This is a genomic window from Roseateles sp. (genome assembly GCF_046300915.1).
Classification (GTDB): Bacteria; Pseudomonadota; Gammaproteobacteria; order Burkholderiales; family Burkholderiaceae_C; genus Kinneretia.
Genome location: NZ_JBKCLH010000230.1, coordinates 23,046 through 39,258, shown reverse-complemented (window position 1 = coordinate 39,258; position 16,213 = coordinate 23,046). Strand labels below are relative to the sequence as shown.

The following is a 16,213-nucleotide window of genomic DNA, read 5'->3' as shown; positions in this document are numbered from 1 at the left end:
CCCCCCAAAGCATCCCCCTTAGGCAGGACAGAAAGCCCGAAACCTCGGGCCTAGATTGCTCTGAGCAATCCCTTGCCATCTGGCGGAGGCTTTATGCGCCCTGGCATCCCACTTTCGCGCTTTCACACGGCCGTTGGCGGCCGGCAGACTGGCCTCAGCCTCATTGAAAGCTGCATGGCTTGTCTGACGATCGGCGTCTTGCTGGCGGCAGCCCTGCCCCAGTTTCGACAGCTTCAGCAACGCCAACACCTGCAGGGCATCGCCCAGATGCTCTACACCGATCTGCAGGCGGCCCGTAGCCAGGCGGTGCTGGGTGCGGGCGCCGTGCACCTGCGCATCAGTCAGCACCTGCAGGGCAGCTGCTATGTCTTGCACACCGGCAAAGCAGGCGACTGTGCCTGCTCCGACCAGGGTCAGGCCATCTGTGCGCAAGCCGAACAGCTGATCAAGCTGCAGTGGTTGCCACCGAGCCGCGGCTTCAACAGTCTGCAGGCCAATGTCGCCCAGATGAGCTTCCAGCCTCGCCAAGGCAGCGTGACCTCGACCGGCAGCATTGACATCGTCGGCGCGGACCGGAAAAGCATTCGCCATATCGTCAGCATCGCGGGCCGGGTACGCAGCTGTGCGCCAGCTGCGCCCGTGGGGGGACTACCCCCTTGTTAACCCGGCCCCCTTGAACGCGGGAGCGCGCGACCAACGGCAAAGCATCGACGACAAACGGTGATGAAGATGTGAAATCCTTCACGACTGCTGCCCACAATTCCCTCATGCCGCTCTCAGCTCGCATCCTGCCCGTCACCTCGCGTGCGCGCGTGCTGCGCGGCTTCACCCTGGTTGAGATCATGCTGGCCCTGATCGTGGTCGGAATCCTGGCCGCGGTGGCCCTCCCGACTTATCAGCAGATGGTGCACAAGAGCCGCCGTTCCGACGCCATCGCCATGCTGACGGCGGTACAGCAGGCCCAGGAGCGTTGGCGGGCCAATCGCACCAGCTACACCAGCAGGCTCAGCGATCTGGGCTTCAGCAGTGGCAGCTCACCCAAGGGCTATTACGAAATCGCGCTGAGCAATGTGAGCACGAGCACCTACACCGTGACTGCCACGCCAGTTTCTTCAGGCGCTCAGTCCAGTGACAGCCAGTGCGCCAGTCTGGGTATTGCGGTCAGCGGTGGGCAGGTCAGTTACACCAGTGCGGACTCGGCCCGCCAGCCGACGTCAAGCAAGTGTTGGGCGCAGTGATGGCATCGAATCGCAGCCTTCTCCGCCGCTCTCCCCTGCAAGGTCAGGCGCGTGGTCTGACCCTGATTGAGCTGATGGTCACGGTCGGCATCCTGGGTATCGTGCTGGCCGTCGCCACCCCCTCCCTCGCTGACTTCATGAACAAACGCCGGGTGCGCATTGTGGCCGACGAGCTCAGCACCCTGATGGTTTACGCCCGTTCCGAAGCCGGACTGCGCAACCGCCGGGTCAACGTCTTCTTCAGCAGCGGCAATTCGCAGAGCTGCTACACCATTGCCGAATTCAGCGCCCTGGGTCGCTGCGATTGCAGCAGCACACCCATTTGCACCGGTGGCTTCCTGCAGCTCAAGACGGTGTCCATCCCCTCGCTCACCGGCGTCAGCCTGGCACCCGCAGAGCAGCTGCGCTATGAAACCGGTCGCCCGGGCGTCGAGGGATTTGCCCTGGCCTTCATGGTGCCCTCGCTGCAAGCCAATCCGAACAACGCCATGGTGGAAATCACTGGTGGACGCGGCTATCAGCTGCGCATGCAGCTCACACCCTTGGGGCGCCCTACCCTGTGCTCGCCCAATGGTTCCTACAGCGATGTCCCGCGCTGCGCCGCACCCCTGAGGGAGAGCTGAGCCATGGCAAAACACGCCCCTCGAGGTTCACGATCCCGCCAAGCCGGCCTGAGTCTGGTCGAACTGATGGTGGGCATCACGGTGGGCATGATCATCGTGGCCGGCGCCTCCACGATGATGGTCAACCAGATCGACGAGCATCGCCGCCTCACCCTCGAAACCCAGATCCAGCAAGACCTGCGCGCCGCCGCCGATCTGATGCTGCGCGACCTGCGCCGCTCGGGCTACCGGGCCCAGGCCTTCCAGTCCGTCTGGGCGCCGACGGTGCCCGTGACGGCCAATCCCTACCCCCTGGCCCTGCAGGTCTCCGAAGACGGCAAACAGGTGCTCTACAGCTACACCTCGGCCCTGGACGCCAAGAATGCCCCCAATGAGAACAACCAGGTCGATGCCAACGAGGTCTTCGGCTACCGGCTGCGGCAAGGCGTACTGCAGTTCAACCTGGGTGGCAGCTGGCAGCCCCTGACCGACCCCAACACCTTGGAGGTGACGGTGTTCCAGGTCACCCCCCAGGTTCAGACCATCTCACTCAAGGAGTTTTGCCCCACGCCCTGCGCAAACGATGCCGACTGTCCGCAACAGCAGGTGCTCGATGTATCGCTGCGCTTGGAAGCGCGCGCCAGGCATGACAGGGCGAACGTCAGCCGCAGCATCAATGTCAGCACGCGCCTGCGCAATGACGCCGTCTTCGGCGCGTGTCCGGCCCCATGAGATACAAGCACCACCAGCGTCTTGCACGGACGCACGAGCAAGGCGCCAGCACCCTTGTGCTGGTGATGGTGCTCTTCTTCATCATGGCCATGGTGGCGGCTTTCTCCAACCGCAATCTGGTTTTCGAGCAACGCATTGGCAGCAATTACTACCGCTCCGCCCTGGCACAGGAAGCCGCTGAGGCCGGTGCGGAGTGGGTGCTGGGTGCACTCAACGGTGACCTGGTCGGCCCCAACTGCCAACCCTCGGCTGCGGGCCAGCGTTTTCGCGACATACACCTGGGTATTGCGGCCGATCGCAGCATCGGTCGCAATATCCTGAACACCAACTGGGAAGTGGCCGCCTGCGCACGCAATGGTGGCCAGGGTTGGCAATGCGACTGCCCCGCCAATGGCGTGGTCACCCTGGCCCCTGCGGCCGATCCCGATGGGCGGATTCAGCCCATGTTCGGTACCCGCTTCGCCGTCTCGCCACGGCCTGGCGTGGTGCGCATCACGGTGCAGGGCTGCACCGATCTTCTGTCGAATTGCCGTAACCTGGCCCGCGCCGCCACCAACAATTTGGCGCAGAACACCCTTCAATTCGATGCGGCCCTCGTGAGCGCGCTGAAGACGCCGCCCGCCACCCCCCTGACGGTGCGGGGCAGCGTGGACCTGGGGGCCGTGGGCCTGGGGCTGCACAACCCCCATCCCGAGACCGGCGGCCTTTTGATGCAGACCGGGCAAGCAGAGTACCGCGGATCATTGGGCCGCTCCAGCAGCACACCGGGCACGCCCGCTGGCAGCGCCCTGATCCGCGATGACGCAAGCCTGCGCCGGGGCATGGGGGACGATATGTTCCGGCTCTTCTTCGGCATGGCGCCCCAGACCTACCGCCAGCAGGCCGTGATGCGCGAGGTACGCTGCGGCAACGCGGACTGCGCAGACGCCCTGAGCCAGGCCATCGCCGCAGGTGCCGACCTGATCTGGGTGAACAACGCGGCCCGCATCGTCAGCAATGTGCAGCTGGGCAGCCCCACCCGCCCCATCGTGCTGGTGGTCAACGGCAGCTTGCAGATGGAAGGCCCCATGCTGCTTCATGGCCTGATCTATGCCCGCGGCGATGTCAGCTGGAGCAATAGCAGCGGACAGCCCGCCCGACTCATCGGCGCCCTGCTGAGCGAGGGGGATGTGGTGGCCGCCGGCACGGTGGACATCGCCTACGACGCTGGCACTCTGGGCACGATCAGCAATCAGCGCGGCAGCTTTGTGCGAGTGCCGGGCAGCTGGATGGACGCCACGCAATGAACACCCACCCGCTCATGCGCCGGCAGCGCGGCGTCACCCTGATCGAGGCCATGGTTTCGCTCCTGGTCATGGCCTTCGGCATGGTGGCCCTGATCGGCCTGCAAGGCACCATGCGCAATAGCGCAGACCTGGCGCGACAGCGCACCGAGGCCGTACGTCTGGCCCAGCAGGAGATGGAAACCCTGAGGGCCTATTCCTTGTTGCAGGCCTCGGGCAATGCCGAGGACCGCCGGCGAGCCTATACCCAGATCGTCTCTGAAGCCGCCCGCGCGAATGCGGGCGACACGATCGGCAATGCCAGCTTTACCCTCACACGCAACGTCAGCGCCACGCCCGACGGCCTGGGAGTGGCCGTGGTCGTGCAGGTGAGTTGGCAGGACCGTGTCGGCCAGGAACAGCAGATCCAGCTCGACAGCGTGATCACCCGCAGCGATCCGCGCTTGGCCGGCGCACTCTCGGTGCCGCCAGATGGCACGCCGCTACGCCGCCCGGCGGATCGTCACCCCACCATCCCGCCGGAGGCCAAGGATCTGGGCGGCGGTCGCAGTCTGCTCAAACCGCCCGCGCTCGCCAGTGGCGTGGCCTGGATCTTCGACAACAAGAGCGGCCTGATCATCCAGCTGTGCAGCGGCCTCTCGGCTGCGGCGACCACCGAGACGATCAGCGCCGCCGAATTGGCGGCCTCTTGCACCGGCAGCACCAACGCCATGTTGTTGGCCGGCCACGTGCGCTTTTCCACGGGCGAAACTCCCGACCCGGAACTCCCGCTCAGCCCCGCCCTGCCGTTGAACCTTGGCCTGGTCGCTGTCAATGCGCAGACACCTGCGCCCAGCCATGAGTGTTTCAACAACGCTCCCGCCGCTGCCGACCCCACCCGGACCCAGGGCGTTCGCTACTACTGCATCGTCTACCCGAACATCAGCCGTACGCCCCCGAGCTGGGATGGCAGGCTCAACATCCTGGATCTGCCACTCAGCGGCCCGAGTGCCTACCGCGTCTGCCGCTACAGCGCCGACTACAACGCCGACAAGAGCATCAGCAATGCCGAGCATCCGCTGAACTACCTCAAGGTCGAGGCTTCCCTGGTGCAGCAGAACTTCCTGGTGGTGGCTGGCTCGCGCAATTGTCCGGCCGGCCACCCCGTGGACCCCAGCCAGGGCAACTTCTTCAACAGCGCCACCGTCGAGCACCAGCCCGACCCGCGTTAGGCATGGCCATGGCCGCGGCTAGACTGCCGCCATGACCGCTGTCGAAGACTCTTTCAGCGCCGCCGACGAAGCGGCCATGCGCCAGGCATTGCAGCTGGCCGAGCAGGCCATCGGCCTGAGCGATCCCAACCCCCGCGTCGGCTGTGTGATCCTGGCGCCCGATGGCCGCCTGCTGGGCGCGGGCCATACCCAGGCCGCCGGCCAGGCCCATGCCGAGATCAGGGCGCTGCGCGACGCCCAGGCGCGCGGCGAGGATGTGCGTGGCGCCACGGCCTACGTCACCCTGGAGCCCTGTGCTCACCATGGCCGCACGCCGCCCTGCTGCGACGCGCTGATTGCCGCGGGCCTGGGCCGGGTCGTGGCGGCCCTGGGTGACCCCAACCCTCAGGTGGCTGGCCAGGGCATGGCACGCCTTCAGGCCGCCGGTATCCGCACCGGCCTGGGCCTGCTGGCCGTGCCTGCACGTGAGCTCAATATCGGTTTTTTCTCGCGCATGCTGCGCGCCCGACCCTTTGTGCGCATGAAGATCGCCGCCTCGCTGGACGGCCGCACCGCCCTGCCCGATGGGCGCAGCCAGTGGATCACGGCCGAGCCGGCCCGCCGTGACGGCCATGCCTGGCGTCGCCGGGCCGGCGCCCTGCTCACCGGTATCGGCACGGTACGGGAGGATGATCCGCGCCTGGATGTGCGTTTGGTGCCGACACAGCACCAGCCCCTGCGCGTGATTGTGGATTCCCGCCTGGAAACGCCACCGGGCGCGCGCATTCTGCAGCCGCCCGGGCAGGTGCTGATTTACGCGGCCCGGGATTCGGCCGAACGCGCCACCGCTCTGCGTGCCACGGGCGCCGAGATCGTGCTGCTGCCCGATCCGAGCGGCAAGGTGGATCTGGCCGCGTTGATGCATGACCTGGGCGGGCGCGGCATCAATGAGCTGCATGTCGAGGCCGGCCACAAACTCAATGGATCCCTGCTGCGCGCCGGCCTGGTGGACGAGTTTCTGGTCTATCTGGCGCCCAAGCTGCTGGGCCAGGGCCGCGAAATGGCCGCCTTTGGCCCCCTGAATTCCCTGGACGAAGCGCCGCAGCTGCTTTGGCGCGAAATCACGCGCGTAGGCGAAGATCTGCGTCTGATCGCCCGCCCGCGCGGCTGGGCACTCTAGGCCGCCTACAATCACGCCCTATGCCCATATCACCTGTTCCCGAGCTGGTTGCCGAGCTGGCGGCCGGCCGCATGGTCATTCTGGTCGACGAAGAAGATCGCGAAAACGAGGGCGACCTCGTGCTGGCGGCCGACCATGTGAGCCCCGAGGCCATCAATTTCATGGCCAAGTACGGCCGCGGCCTGATCTGCCTGACCCTGACCCGCGAGCGCTGCGAACGCCTGCAGCTGCCGCCCATGGCCACGCGCAACGGCACCAAGCATGGCACGGCCTTCACCGTGTCCATCGAGGCCGCCACCGGCGTCACCACCGGCATTTCGGCCGCCGACCGCGCCCGCACCGTGCAGGCTGCCGTGGCCCGCCATGCCCAGGCCAGCGATCTGGTCCAGCCGGGCCACATCTTCCCCCTGCAAGCCCAGGACGGCGGCGTGCTGATGCGCGCCGGCCATACCGAGGCCGGCTGCGACCTAGCCCAGAGGGCCGGCCTGAGCCCCGCCAGCGTGATCTGCGAGATCATGAAGGACGATGGCACCATGGCGCGCCTGCCGGACCTGGAGCTCTTCGCCCAGGAGCATGGGCTGAAGATCGGCACCATCGCCGACCTGATCGAATACCGCAGCCGCAACGAGTCCATCATCACGGCCGTGGGCTCGCGCCCCCTGCAGACGGCCCAGGGCGAGTTCCGGGCCCGCAGCTTCCGCGACCGCAGCGGCAGCGTGCATCTGGCCCTGAGCCTGGGCAGCTGGACCCCGGAAGACGAGGTGCTGGTTCGTGTGCATGAGCCGCTGTCGGTGCTGGACCTGCTGGAAACCGGCCCCAGCGGCCACTCCTGGCCCCTGCCCAAGGCCCTGGCCGAGATCCAGCGCGCCGGTCGCGGCGTGGCCGTGCTGCTGAACTGCGGCGAAGAGGCCGAGGACCTGCTGGAGCGTCTGCAGCGCCCGGCCAGCGGCGCCAGCGCGCCCCGTGCCACCATGGACCTGCGCACCTATGGCGTGGGCGCGCAGATCCTGCGCGAGCTGGGCGTGCAGCGCATGCAACTGCTGGGCAGCCCGCGGCGCATGCCCAGCATGACCGGCTACGGCCTCGAGGTCAGCGGTTTCCGCGGCCCGGACAATCAAAGTTAAGGACTTTCACTTCATGCAAGCAGCCGACAAAGGCCAGGCCGTCAATCTGAACGGCCAAGACCTGCGCATTGGCATCGTGCAGGCGCGTTTCAATGACGCCCTGACCTCAGCCCTGGCCACGCACTGCATCGACGAGCTGCAGGCCCTGGGCGTCAATGCAAGCGACATCCACCACATCACCGTGCCGGGTGCCCTGGAAGTGCCGGTGGCCCTGCACGCTCTGGCCGAGCGCGAGGACTTCGACGCCCTGGTGGCCCTGGGCTGCATCATCCGCGGCGAGACCTATCACTTCGAGTTGGTGGCCAATGAAAGCGGCGCCGGCGTGACCCGGGTCTCGCTGGACTTCCAGGTTCCCGTGGCCAATGCCATCCTCACCGTCGAGACCGAGGAACAGGCCTGGGCCCGCGTGGACGAGAAAGGCCGCGACGCCGCCCGCGTCGCGGTCGAAATGGCCAATCTGCTGGACACCCTGCGCTGAACAACGACCATGGCTGAAGACAAGAAGACCAACAAGCCGGCCGGCAAGCGTGCCGCCCCCAAGTCCGCCCGCCGCCGCGCCCGCGAGGCCGCGCTGCAAGGCCTGTACCAATGGCTGCTGGCGGGCGAGGATGCCGGTGCCATCGACGCCCATATGCGTGAGCAGGACGGCTTCAACAAGGCCGACCAGGCCCATTACGAAGCCCTGCTGCACGGCTGCGTGCTCGAAGCCGCTGACCTGGACGCGGTGCTCTCCGCCCATGTGGACCGCAAGACCACCGAGCTCTCGCCCATCGAGCACGCGGTTCTCATGATTGGCGCTTACGAGCTCAAGCACTGCATCGACATCCCCTACAAGGTGGCGATCAATGAGGCGGTGGAGCTGGCCAAGAGCTTTGGCGGCACCGACGGCCACAAGTACGTCAATGGCGTGCTGGACCGCGCCGCCGCGGACCTGCGCCCGGCCGAGGTCAAGGCCGCCAAGCGCTGAGCCCCCTCGCCCGTCCGCACGCACGCCATGAAACTGGCCCAGCGGCTCGAGCACATCGAGCCCTTCTACGTGATGGAATGCGCCAAGGCTGCGGCCGAGATCGCCCGCAGCCCGGCCTGTGATCCGGCCCAAGGCGGCCGGCGCATGATCTATCTGAACATCGGTGAGCCCGATTTCGCAGCGCCCCCGGCCGTGCAGGCCGCGGCGCAGGCCTGCATCGAAGCGGGCCGCACCCAGTACACGCCGGCCGCCGGTCTGCCGGCCCTGCGCGAGGCCATTGCGCGTTGGTACGGCACGCATTTCGGCCTGCAGATCGCCCCCGAGCGCATCGTGGTCACGGCCGGCGCCTCGGCCGCCCTGCAGCTGGTCTGCCTGGCCCTGTTCGAGCGCGGTGACCGGGTGCTGATGCCCGATCCCTGCTACCCCTGCAACCGCCATTTCGTGGCCGCGGCCGATGCCGAGGCCGTGCTGCTGCCCGCCGGACCGGAGCAGCGCTTCCAGCCCTCGGCGGCGCAGATCGAGGCCGCCTGGGACGCCCGCACCCGCGGCGTGCTGCTGGCCTCACCCAGCACTCCCACGGGCACCTCCATCGAACCGCAGGAAATGCGCGCCATCGTCGAGGCGGTGCGCGCGCGCGGCGGCATCAGCATCGTGGACGAGATCTATCTGGGCCTGAGCTACGAGGCCCACTTCGGCCACAGCGTGCTCGCCCTGGGCGAGGATGTGATCTCGGTCAACAGCTTCTCCAAGTACTTCGGCATGACGGGCTGGCGCCTGGGCTGGCTGGTGCTGCCGCCGGCCCTGCTGCCTGCGGTGGAGAAGCTCACGCAAAACCTCTTCATCTGCGCCTCCAGCGTGGCCCAGCATGCGGCCCTGGCCTGCTTCGAGCCGGAGCAGCTGGCGATCTACGAGCAGCGCCGCGCCGAGTTCCGTGCCCGGCGCGACTACATCGTGCCGGCCCTGCAGCAGCTGGGCTTCACGGTGCCGGTGATGCCCGACGGCGCCTTCTACGTCTGGTTCGATGTCTCGGCCTTCAGCAACAGCAGCTGGGACTTCTGCTTCGAGATGATGGAGAAGGCCCATATCGCCCTGACGCCCGGCAAGGACTTCGGCAAGCTGGGCGCGGAGCGCTGGGTGCGTCTGTCCTTTGCCAGCAGCCTGGACGATCTCAAGGAAGCCGTGGCCCGCCTGGCTGCCGCCCTGCCCGCCAAGAAGACAGCATGAGCGATTTCTCCCACGGTCTGCGGGTGTACTGGGAAGACACCGATGCCGGTGGCGTGGTCTTCTACGCCAACTACCTCAAGTTCTTCGAGCGCGCCCGCACCGAGTGGCTGCGCGCCCTGGGCTTCGAGCAGGAACAGCTGCGTGTCGAGGGCGGCGCCATGTTCATTGTCGGCAGCACCTCGGTGCGCTATCTGAGCCCCGCCCGGCTGGATGATTTCCTGCACGTCTCGGTGCGACTCACCGAGCGCGGGCGCGTCAGCATGACACTGTTCCAGCAGGCCCGCCGCGCCAGCGATGGCGCCCTGTTGGCCGAGGGCGAGATCCGCATCGGCTGCGTGAACAGCCACAGCTTCAAGCCCACCCGTATTCCCGCTCCCATCCTGCAGGCGCTGGACACCCACGCCACTCCACTCTTGCCCGTCACCACCCAAGAATGAACCAAGATCTTTCCATCGTCAGCCTGATCATGCACGCCAGCTTGCCGGTGCAACTGGTGATCGCGGGACTGGTGGGCATGTCGCTCGCCAGCTGGAGCGTGATCTTCAGCAAATTCTTCGCCCTCTCCAAGATCAAGGCCGGCAACGAAGCCTTCGAGACCGAGTTCTGGTCCGGCAAGAACCTCAACGAGCTCTACAACAACGTCAACGGCAAGCAGGGCAGCGCCCCGCTGGAGCGCATATTCGCCGCCGGCATGCGCGAATTCCTCAAGCTGCGTGAACGCCGTGTCAGCGACCCCAGCGCCCTGCTCGATGGCGCCCGTCGCGCCATGCGCGCCAGCTTCCAGCGCGAGCTCGACGCGATGGAGTCCCAGCTTTCCTTCCTGGCCTCGGTCGGCTCGGTCTCGCCCTATGTGGGCCTGTTCGGCACCATCTGGGGCATCATGCACGCCTTTGTGGGCCTGTCCAATCTGCAGCAGGTCACCCTGGCCACGGTGGCCCCCGGCATTGCAGAAGCGCTGGTGGCCACGGCCATCGGCCTGTTTGCGGCCATCCCGGCGGTGCTGGGCTTCAACCGCTTCGCCCGCCAGATCGATCGCAGTGCCATCACCATGGAGACCTTCATCGAAGAGTTCTCCAACATCCTGCAGCGCAATGCGGGCACGCCGTCGGGTCACCAGCACGGAGCCGATTGAGCCATGCCCGCGATGAGCTCCCGCGGCGGTGGCCGCCGCCGCACCATCAACGAGATCAATATGGTGCCCTTCATCGACGTGATGCTGGTGCTGCTGATCATCTTCATGGTCAGCGCCCCGCTGATCACCACCGGTCTGGTGGACCTGCCCAGCGTGGGCAAGAGTCGCCAGCAGCCCGATCAGGTGATCCATGTCATCGTGAGCAGCGATGAAAAGCTCCAGCTCAAGATCGACAAGGGTGAGCCCGAGACCGTGCAACTCAACCGCCTGGCCGACCGCGTCAAGCAGGCGCAAGCCGGCAAGGAGAACTCGCCCGTGGTGATCTCCGCCGACAAGGCCGTCAAGTACGAGGCCGTGGTCAAGGTCATGGATGCACTGCAGAGCGCCGGCATTCCAAAGGTGGGCCTGGCCGTCAAGACCGGCGCCAGCAGCGGCGGCTGAGGCCGCCGAGTTCCGGACAACAGTAGCGAGAGAAGACGAGCGGTTCCGCAGATGAGCGCCTTTGCCGTGCGACATGATCCCTTGCGCCCGCCGCCAAGCCCAGGTCTGGGCCGCGGCATCGCCCTGGCCCTGCTTGCGCATGGACTGCTGCTGCTGGGCCTGACTGCCGGCCTGAACTGGCGCAGCCAGACCGAGCCGGCCATCGAGGCCGAGCTCTGGGCCGCCGTGCCCGTGGCTGCAGCCCCCCGCGAGGAGACGCCGCCGCCGGAGCCTCAGCCGGAGCCGCCCAAGCCCGCGCCCGAGCCGCCGCGTCCCGATCCCAGCATCGAGCAGCAGCAACGCCTGCAGGAGCAGCGCGAGGCCGAGATCGCCGCCGAGCGCGAGAAGAAGAAAAAGCTCGAGGACAAGAAGCGCGCCGAGGAAGAGGCCGAGCGCAAGCAGCGCGAGCAGGAGCTCAAGGAGAAGAAGGCTCGCGAGGAGCGCCTGAAGGCCGAGAAAGAGAAGAAGGAAGAGCAGGCCCGCCAGGAAAAGGCCCAGCAGGAAAAACTGGACAAGGCCAAGCAAGAGAAGGCCAAGCAGGACGCCAAGAAGGCCGAGGCCGCGCTGGAGAAGCAGCGCCAGGAGAACCTGCGGCGCATTCAGGGCATGGCCGGCGCCAGCGGCGCTCCCAATGCCACCGGCACGGCCCTGCAAAGCGCCGGCCCCTCGTCCAGCTATGCCGGCCGCATCAAGGCCCGCATCCGGCCCAACATCATCTACAGTGATTCGGGCCTGGGCAATCCGGTGGCCGAGGCCGAGCTGAAGGTCGCCCCCGACGGCAGCATCATCAGCAGCCGACTGCTCAAGAGCAGCGGCGACCCCGAGTGGGACAAGGCGGTGTTGCGCGCCATCGAGAAGACCGAGACGCTGCCGCGCGATGTGGACGGCCGCGTGCCGCCCCATCTGATCATCAGGTTCCAGCCCCGCGAGTGAGGCCGGCCCGCCAGCCGTCCACCGACCAGCGGCCCGCGCCGCACAGCAAGAGCGCCAGCAACAGCGTCCCCCAGAGCTGATGGCCCAGCAGCGCGGCCGGCGCGATCTCGGCCAGGCTGAGCACCGCCACCACATTCACCACCGAAAGCCCGGCCGCCGCAAAACGCGTGGCCAGGCCCAGGATGAGCAGAACCGGCAGCAGCAGCTCGCAACCGGTGCCAAGCCAAGCCGCCAGCTCGGGTGGCAGCAAGGGCACGTGGTACTCATCCTGGAACAGGGCCAGGGTGATTTCCCAGTCGCGCAGCTTGCTCAGGCCCGACAGAAAAAAGACCTGCGCCACATGGAGCCGGGCCAGCAGCAGGGCCAGCCAACGCAGCTGGCTTGTCAAGGCGGCCGGTGCTGCGGCCATCTGGCGGGGCCGCTCCAGGCCGGCATCGCAGGCGGCTCGCCACAGGCTTGTCAGAACTGTCTTCATCATGTGCTTTCTTGCGCGCAGGGCGCCTCGTCCAGCCCCAGCAGCCAGCCCTCGGACAGCGCCTGCTGCAACCAGGCACTCATATCGAACTCGGGATACCGGCTCAGGCAGGCCTCTAAGGCCGTGGCAAGCACCGGATTCACCATCAGTTGCCTGAGGAAATGCAGCACGGCCGGCTGCTCGGCCAGGCTCATGCTGCGAGCGCGCCAGCCCTGGCGCCACACCAGCCGGTCGGGCGCCAGCCATTGCATGCCAGGAGCCAGTCGGGCACACCAGACCCGCTCGGGTGCGGCGGCCAGAGCGGCCAGGGTTTCGGGCGCAGGGCTCACATCGGGTGCACGCTCGGCGCAGTGGCAGGCCCATTCCAGGCGCGCCAGATCCACCAGTTCCAGATCCATGCCGGGCTGACAGGCCAGGTAAGCCGGCAAGGCCTGACCCCAATCACCGAGATCGCCACTGCGTGGCGGATGGCGGCGCCACAAGCTCCAGGCCATGGCCGCAAAGTCTGGCGGCCCCAACTCGGCCTGCAGCCTGGGATAGACCGCCGCCAAGGCCCGCTCTGCCAGGGCCTGCACATTGCGACGGTATGCCAGCAAGCCCGACTCCGCCGAGACCTGCACGCCCAGGGCCCGCGGCGCGCGGCCCGGGGCAAAGCCGCGCACCTGCCCGCTGTCCACGGCAGCCAGCAGGGCCTGTTGGCGCTGCATCTCCGCAGCCACGGCATCGCGCGGCGGGTTCACGGCAGCAACTCCTGGGCCGCGATAGCGTCCGCCTCGGCGGCCTCCTGAAGCAGTTCTTCAAGGACCGGGATATTGTTGTCCCGCTCGATCAGGGTGGGCTGGGCACCCACGCGCCGCAGGGCGTGACGGTAGACGACCCAGACCGAGGCATGGACCGCGCTGCCATGGTCATCGATCACCAGCCCCTGTTGCCGACTATGCCCGGCCAGATGGATCTCGGCCACGCAGTCCGGGCGCAGCGCATCGATCCAGGCGCAGGCGCTGTCGCGTGCCGCGTCCAGGTCTTGGCCACGGTTGAGCGCGTTGACGACGAGATTGTTCACATCCAGCAGCAGCCGGCAGCCACTGCGCTGCACCAGCGCGTTGAAGAACTCCGGCTCCGCCAGGGCATCGTCCTCCCAGGCCAGATAGGCGCTGAGGTTTTCCACCAGCAGCGGCCGCCGCAGCCGCTCCTGCACCTGCTGCACATGGGCCACCATCAGGTCCAGGCTGGCCTCGGTGAAGGCGATGGGCAGCAGGTCCTGCCCGTGTCGCGGCCCCACGCGGGCAAAGCTGGCATGGTCCGACACACGGACCGGCTCGATGCGCTCCACCAGGCGGGCCAGACGCTCCAGATGCCAGACATCCAGACCGCTGGCCGAGCCCAGGGAGAGCCCCACACCGTGCAGGCTCACCGGGTAGCAGGCGCGCCCCGCCTCCAGCACCTGCAGGGCTGCCCCACCCTCGGCAAAGAAATTCTCCGAGTGCACCTCGATGAAGCCGAGGGAGGGTCGCTGCACCATCAGCGCGGCATAGTGCGGCTGGCGCCAGCCTATGCCGGCCTGCGGCCGCAGGGGCGTGGGGCTTGTGTGCATGCAATGGGCTCCGGTCGCCTGCCTACTTCTTGCCGCCGTGCTTGGCCTTGGCCTCATCGGCCGTCATGCCCTTCATGCTCTTGCAGCTGCCCTTGGGCACGTACTTCCACTCGTCCGGCGCCATGTCCACCTTGGCCTGACCGGCGCAGGAGTGGGTGCCGCTGAGATTGGCGCAGTCGTTCTGACCGGCCTTGGCGATGCCAAAGCACTTTTCCTTGCCGCTGTCCTGGGCGGCAGCGGGCTGGGCCAGACCCAGGGCCAGGGCGGCGGCAAAGGCCGAGGACAGAATTTGCGTGCTGCGAATGCTCATGAGGATCTCCTAAGGGTTGAGCAAGGGGTTTGGCAAGATCGGCGTCTTGATGTCCGACCTGCGGGTCTGTCGCCATGGCCACCGGAGTCCTTACACTCGGCCCCATCTTTTTTGCACCGCTGCCCGCGCAGCGCCTGTTCCATGAGCGATTTCGCCAAGGCGCTTGAAACCCTCAGGCCCCAGCTGCTCAAGTTCGCGCGCCTGCAGCTGCGCAACCCGGACTGGGCCGAGGATGCGGTCTCTGAAACCTTGCTGGCCGCACTGGAGAAGCCCCAGGCCTTCGCCGGCCAGTCCCAGCTCAAGACCTGGCTGATCGGCATCCTCAAACACAAGCTGGTGGACCAGATCCGCAGCCACCGGCGCGAGATCAGCACCACGCCCGAGGATGATCAGGATCTGGACGAGTCCCTCTTCCACCCCGATGGCCACTGGCGCGAGGCGCCGCAGGATTGGGGCGACCCCGAGGCCGCGCTGCGCCAGCTGGAGTTCATCAAGGTGCTGGAGGCTTGCGTGGAGCATCTGCCCGGCCAGCAGGGCAGACTCTTCATGATGCGGGAGTGGCTGGAGCTGGAGACCGAGGAGATCTGTAAGGTTCTGGCCATCAGCCCGACCAATCTCTGGGTCATGCTGCATCGAGCCCGGCTGCGCCTGCGCGAATGCCTGCAGCTGAACTGGTTTGCCCCGCCTCTTCAACGCTCCTGAGCCAGCCCTTACCCGTCTGACACCACCATGTCTTTGCTCAAGAAAAGCTGCCGCGAGGCTGCGGCCTTGGTGCTCCAAGCCGAGGACCGGCCCCTGAGCTGGCATGAGCGCCTGGCCCTGCGCCTGCACATGCTCGCCTGCCGGGCCTGCCCTCGGTTCGCGCAGCAGGTGCAGCTCATGCGACGTGCCAGCGAGCGCTGGCGCCGCTACAGCGACGAGTCTGGAGGCTGAGCCGACTCAGGCGATGGTGCCGCCCTGCTCGCGCACATCCTCGCGGGTGCGCAGAGCCAGACTCAGCGCCAGCCTTGTGCCCTCCACCAGGGTACTCAGAGGCAGACTGGGCTGCCCCGGAAAGCGAGCAGCCTGTTGGGGCAGCAGCGGGATGTGCATGAAGCCGCTGCGCACTGGGCTGCCTGCCAAGCGATGCTGAAGCCCGTAGAACACATGGTTGCAGACAAAGGTGCCGGCCGTTTGCGAGACCGAGGCCGGAATCCCCGCCGCGCGCAGCCCGGCGACCATGGCCTTGATGGGCAGGGTCGAGAAATATGCCGCCGGCCCCGTCGCGAGCACCGGCTCATCCACGGGCTGTGCGCCGGCATTGTCGGGAATGCGGGCGTCGTCCACATTGATCGCCACACGCTCGAGCGAGAGGTCACATCGACCACTGGCCTGCCCCAGGGACAGAACCAGCAGGGGCGAATGCGCAGCCAGGGCTTGATCCAGGGAGCGAAGGGCCGCGCCGAAGACGCAGGGCAATTGCCAGGCCTTGACGCGCAGCCCTTCAACAAGCTCGCCATCCAGCTCGCGTGCAATCTCCCAGGAGGGATTGAGGTTCTCGCCGCCAAAGGGTTCGAAGCCTGTGAGCAGGAGGCTGGGGACGGAGTTGGAGATCATGGGCCCGATGCTAGCAAGGGTGCAGGGGCCGGGAAGTCGGCCGATGGAGCGCCGCAGCGTGACAAAGTTGCCACAGCCAAGCTGGTGCCAGGGATCAGCATGGGCGGGGCCCGGCTCTTCCTCCGATGCTGTGCGATACAAAGGCGCTAAGCT

At 67.1% G+C, this 16,213-nt stretch carries 22 protein-coding genes; 17 read left to right on the top strand and 5 right to left on the bottom strand.

Annotated features, from left to right (window positions below):
- The first annotated feature begins 174 nt into the window (after positions 1 to 174).
- From ACK5F2_RS17360 to tolA, 15 genes are all read left to right on the top strand, one after another.
- Positions 175 to 663, top strand: a complete 489-nt coding sequence (locus ACK5F2_RS17360) for a GspH/FimT family protein (protein WP_409866943.1) — start codon at positions 175 to 177, stop codon at positions 661 to 663.
- A 104-nt stretch (positions 664 to 767) separates the two neighbouring features.
- Complete coding sequence (locus tag ACK5F2_RS17355) at positions 768 to 1,238, top strand: type IV pilin protein (protein WP_409866941.1); 471 nt, start codon at positions 768 to 770, stop codon at positions 1,236 to 1,238.
- Positions 1,238 to 1,861 carry a Tfp pilus assembly protein FimT/FimU gene (locus ACK5F2_RS17350; RefSeq protein WP_409866938.1) on the top strand — a complete coding sequence of 208 codons (624 nt, stop codon included), beginning with the start codon at positions 1,238 to 1,240 and terminating at the stop codon, positions 1,859 to 1,861. Before ACK5F2_RS17355 ends, ACK5F2_RS17350 begins: the two co-directional genes overlap by 1 nt.
- Before the next feature lie 3 nt (positions 1,862 to 1,864).
- A complete protein-coding gene (locus ACK5F2_RS17345; protein ID WP_409866936.1) occupies positions 1,865 to 2,572 on the top strand; it encodes a PilW family protein in 708 nt (235 codons plus the stop codon).
- Positions 2,569 to 3,858 carry a PilX N-terminal domain-containing pilus assembly protein gene (locus ACK5F2_RS17340; protein ID WP_409866934.1) on the top strand — a complete coding sequence of 430 codons (1,290 nt, stop codon included), beginning with the start codon at positions 2,569 to 2,571 and terminating at the stop codon, positions 3,856 to 3,858. The genes ACK5F2_RS17345 and ACK5F2_RS17340 overlap by 4 nt, the downstream gene beginning before the upstream one ends.
- Positions 3,855 to 5,066: a prepilin-type N-terminal cleavage/methylation domain-containing protein gene (locus tag ACK5F2_RS17335; protein WP_409866932.1), complete on the top strand. Its 1,212-nt coding sequence runs from the start codon at positions 3,855 to 3,857 to the stop codon at positions 5,064 to 5,066. Before ACK5F2_RS17340 ends, ACK5F2_RS17335 begins: the two co-directional genes overlap by 4 nt.
- 31 nt (positions 5,067 to 5,097) lie before the next feature.
- Entirely contained in the window at positions 5,098 to 6,225 is a 1,128-nt protein-coding gene (gene ribD / locus ACK5F2_RS17330; RefSeq protein ID WP_409866929.1) for a bifunctional diaminohydroxyphosphoribosylaminopyrimidine deaminase/5-amino-6-(5-phosphoribosylamino)uracil reductase RibD, read from the top strand.
- Between the two features lie 20 nt (positions 6,226 to 6,245).
- A complete protein-coding gene (gene ribBA / locus ACK5F2_RS17325; RefSeq protein ID WP_409866927.1) occupies positions 6,246 to 7,349 on the top strand; it encodes a bifunctional 3,4-dihydroxy-2-butanone-4-phosphate synthase/GTP cyclohydrolase II in 1,104 nt (367 codons plus the stop codon).
- Positions 7,350 to 7,362: 13 nt separating this feature from the next.
- Positions 7,363 to 7,827, top strand: coding sequence for a 6,7-dimethyl-8-ribityllumazine synthase (gene ribH, locus ACK5F2_RS17320; protein ID WP_409866926.1), 465 nt, complete (start codon positions 7,363 to 7,365; stop codon positions 7,825 to 7,827).
- Positions 7,828 to 7,836: 9 nt separating this feature from the next.
- Positions 7,837 to 8,316, top strand: coding sequence for a transcription antitermination factor NusB (gene nusB / locus ACK5F2_RS17315; RefSeq protein ID WP_409847281.1), 480 nt, complete (start codon positions 7,837 to 7,839; stop codon positions 8,314 to 8,316).
- 27 nt (positions 8,317 to 8,343) lie between these two features.
- On the top strand, positions 8,344 to 9,540 hold the full coding sequence (locus ACK5F2_RS17310) for a pyridoxal phosphate-dependent aminotransferase (protein ID WP_409866923.1): 1,197 nt from the start codon (positions 8,344 to 8,346) through the stop codon (positions 9,538 to 9,540).
- Entirely contained in the window at positions 9,537 to 9,977 is a 441-nt protein-coding gene (gene ybgC, locus ACK5F2_RS17305; RefSeq protein WP_409866920.1) for a tol-pal system-associated acyl-CoA thioesterase, read from the top strand. Before ACK5F2_RS17310 ends, ybgC begins: the two co-directional genes overlap by 4 nt.
- Complete coding sequence (gene tolQ, locus ACK5F2_RS17300; RefSeq protein WP_409866918.1) at positions 9,974 to 10,672, top strand: protein TolQ; 699 nt, start codon at positions 9,974 to 9,976, stop codon at positions 10,670 to 10,672. The genes ybgC and tolQ overlap by 4 nt, the downstream gene beginning before the upstream one ends.
- 3 nt (positions 10,673 to 10,675) lie before the next feature.
- Positions 10,676 to 11,113: a protein TolR gene (gene tolR / locus ACK5F2_RS17295; RefSeq protein ID WP_409866916.1), complete on the top strand. Its 438-nt coding sequence runs from the start codon at positions 10,676 to 10,678 to the stop codon at positions 11,111 to 11,113.
- 51 nt (positions 11,114 to 11,164) lie between these two features.
- On the top strand, positions 11,165 to 12,085 hold the full coding sequence (gene tolA, locus ACK5F2_RS17290) for a cell envelope integrity protein TolA (RefSeq protein ID WP_409866913.1): 921 nt from the start codon (positions 11,165 to 11,167) through the stop codon (positions 12,083 to 12,085).
- On the opposite strand, the gene ACK5F2_RS17285 is transcribed toward tolA, so the two are convergent.
- The 4 genes from ACK5F2_RS17285 to ACK5F2_RS17270 are packed head-to-tail and all read right to left on the bottom strand — an operon-like array spanning position 12,063 to position 14,464.
- Positions 12,063 to 12,563: a DoxX family protein gene (locus ACK5F2_RS17285; RefSeq protein WP_409866911.1), complete on the bottom strand. Its 501-nt coding sequence runs from the start codon at positions 12,561 to 12,563 to the stop codon at positions 12,063 to 12,065. The genes tolA and ACK5F2_RS17285 overlap by 23 nt on opposite strands.
- Positions 12,560 to 13,300: a putative DNA-binding domain-containing protein gene (locus tag ACK5F2_RS17280; RefSeq protein ID WP_409866909.1), complete on the bottom strand. Its 741-nt coding sequence runs from the start codon at positions 13,298 to 13,300 to the stop codon at positions 12,560 to 12,562. Before ACK5F2_RS17280 ends, ACK5F2_RS17285 begins: the two co-directional genes overlap by 4 nt.
- Positions 13,297 to 14,154 carry a DUF692 domain-containing protein gene (locus ACK5F2_RS17275; RefSeq protein WP_409866906.1) on the bottom strand — a complete coding sequence of 286 codons (858 nt, stop codon included), beginning with the start codon at positions 14,152 to 14,154 and terminating at the stop codon, positions 13,297 to 13,299. The genes ACK5F2_RS17280 and ACK5F2_RS17275 overlap by 4 nt, the downstream gene beginning before the upstream one ends.
- Before the next feature lie 22 nt (positions 14,155 to 14,176).
- Positions 14,177 to 14,464 (bottom strand): DUF2282 domain-containing protein, encoded by a 288-nt coding sequence (locus ACK5F2_RS17270; protein ID WP_409866904.1) that lies wholly within the window; start codon positions 14,462 to 14,464, stop codon positions 14,177 to 14,179.
- Between the two features lie 141 nt (positions 14,465 to 14,605).
- Here ACK5F2_RS17270 and ACK5F2_RS17265 point away from each other — a divergent pair, with 141 nt between their 5' ends.
- Both ACK5F2_RS17265 and ACK5F2_RS17260 read left to right on the top strand, forming a co-directional pair.
- Complete coding sequence (locus tag ACK5F2_RS17265) at positions 14,606 to 15,166, top strand: sigma-70 family RNA polymerase sigma factor (RefSeq protein WP_409866902.1); 561 nt, start codon at positions 14,606 to 14,608, stop codon at positions 15,164 to 15,166.
- A 27-nt stretch (positions 15,167 to 15,193) separates the two neighbouring features.
- A complete protein-coding gene (locus ACK5F2_RS17260; protein WP_409866900.1) occupies positions 15,194 to 15,397 on the top strand; it encodes a zf-HC2 domain-containing protein in 204 nt (67 codons plus the stop codon).
- Between the two features lie 6 nt (positions 15,398 to 15,403).
- Here the strand turns inward: ACK5F2_RS17260 and pcp are convergent, their stop codons facing one another.
- The gene (pcp, locus tag ACK5F2_RS17255) at positions 15,404 to 16,060 is read right to left on the bottom strand and encodes a pyroglutamyl-peptidase I (protein WP_409866898.1); all 657 of its coding nucleotides are present in this window, start codon (positions 16,058 to 16,060) and stop codon (positions 15,404 to 15,406) included.
- Positions 16,061 to 16,213: the final 153 nt, after the last annotated feature.

What these genes read in the sequence shown, in the direction of transcription:
- pcp (WP_409866898.1), bottom strand. Translation starts at nt 16,060, where the DNA reads ATGATCTCCAACTCCGTCCCCAGCCTCCTGCTCACAGGCTTCGAACCC.
- ACK5F2_RS17310 (WP_409866923.1), top strand. Translation starts at nt 8,344, where the DNA reads ATGAAACTGGCCCAGCGGCTCGAGCACATCGAGCCCTTCTACGTGATG.
- tolQ (WP_409866918.1), top strand. Translation starts at nt 9,974, where the DNA reads ATGAACCAAGATCTTTCCATCGTCAGCCTGATCATGCACGCCAGCTTG.
- tolR (WP_409866916.1), top strand. Translation starts at nt 10,676, where the DNA reads ATGCCCGCGATGAGCTCCCGCGGCGGTGGCCGCCGCCGCACCATCAAC.
- ACK5F2_RS17285 (WP_409866911.1), bottom strand. Translation starts at nt 12,563, where the DNA reads ATGATGAAGACAGTTCTGACAAGCCTGTGGCGAGCCGCCTGCGATGCC.
- nusB (WP_409847281.1), top strand. Translation starts at nt 7,837, where the DNA reads ATGGCTGAAGACAAGAAGACCAACAAGCCGGCCGGCAAGCGTGCCGCC.
- ribH (WP_409866926.1), top strand. Translation starts at nt 7,363, where the DNA reads ATGCAAGCAGCCGACAAAGGCCAGGCCGTCAATCTGAACGGCCAAGAC.
- ACK5F2_RS17270 (WP_409866904.1), bottom strand. Translation starts at nt 14,464, where the DNA reads ATGAGCATTCGCAGCACGCAAATTCTGTCCTCGGCCTTTGCCGCCGCC.
- ACK5F2_RS17340 (WP_409866934.1), top strand. Translation starts at nt 2,569, where the DNA reads ATGAGATACAAGCACCACCAGCGTCTTGCACGGACGCACGAGCAAGGC.
- ACK5F2_RS17265 (WP_409866902.1), top strand. Translation starts at nt 14,606, where the DNA reads ATGAGCGATTTCGCCAAGGCGCTTGAAACCCTCAGGCCCCAGCTGCTC.
- ACK5F2_RS17260 (WP_409866900.1), top strand. Translation starts at nt 15,194, where the DNA reads ATGTCTTTGCTCAAGAAAAGCTGCCGCGAGGCTGCGGCCTTGGTGCTC.
- ybgC (WP_409866920.1), top strand. Translation starts at nt 9,537, where the DNA reads ATGAGCGATTTCTCCCACGGTCTGCGGGTGTACTGGGAAGACACCGAT.
- ribD (WP_409866929.1), top strand. Translation starts at nt 5,098, where the DNA reads ATGACCGCTGTCGAAGACTCTTTCAGCGCCGCCGACGAAGCGGCCATG.
- ACK5F2_RS17360 (WP_409866943.1), top strand. Translation starts at nt 175, where the DNA reads ATGGCTTGTCTGACGATCGGCGTCTTGCTGGCGGCAGCCCTGCCCCAG.
- ACK5F2_RS17355 (WP_409866941.1), top strand. Translation starts at nt 768, where the DNA reads ATGCCGCTCTCAGCTCGCATCCTGCCCGTCACCTCGCGTGCGCGCGTG.
- tolA (WP_409866913.1), top strand. Translation starts at nt 11,165, where the DNA reads ATGAGCGCCTTTGCCGTGCGACATGATCCCTTGCGCCCGCCGCCAAGC.
- ACK5F2_RS17350 (WP_409866938.1), top strand. Translation starts at nt 1,238, where the DNA reads ATGGCATCGAATCGCAGCCTTCTCCGCCGCTCTCCCCTGCAAGGTCAG.
- ACK5F2_RS17275 (WP_409866906.1), bottom strand. Translation starts at nt 14,154, where the DNA reads ATGCACACAAGCCCCACGCCCCTGCGGCCGCAGGCCGGCATAGGCTGG.
- ACK5F2_RS17345 (WP_409866936.1), top strand. Translation starts at nt 1,865, where the DNA reads ATGGCAAAACACGCCCCTCGAGGTTCACGATCCCGCCAAGCCGGCCTG.
- ribBA (WP_409866927.1), top strand. Translation starts at nt 6,246, where the DNA reads ATGCCCATATCACCTGTTCCCGAGCTGGTTGCCGAGCTGGCGGCCGGC.
- ACK5F2_RS17335 (WP_409866932.1), top strand. Translation starts at nt 3,855, where the DNA reads ATGAACACCCACCCGCTCATGCGCCGGCAGCGCGGCGTCACCCTGATC.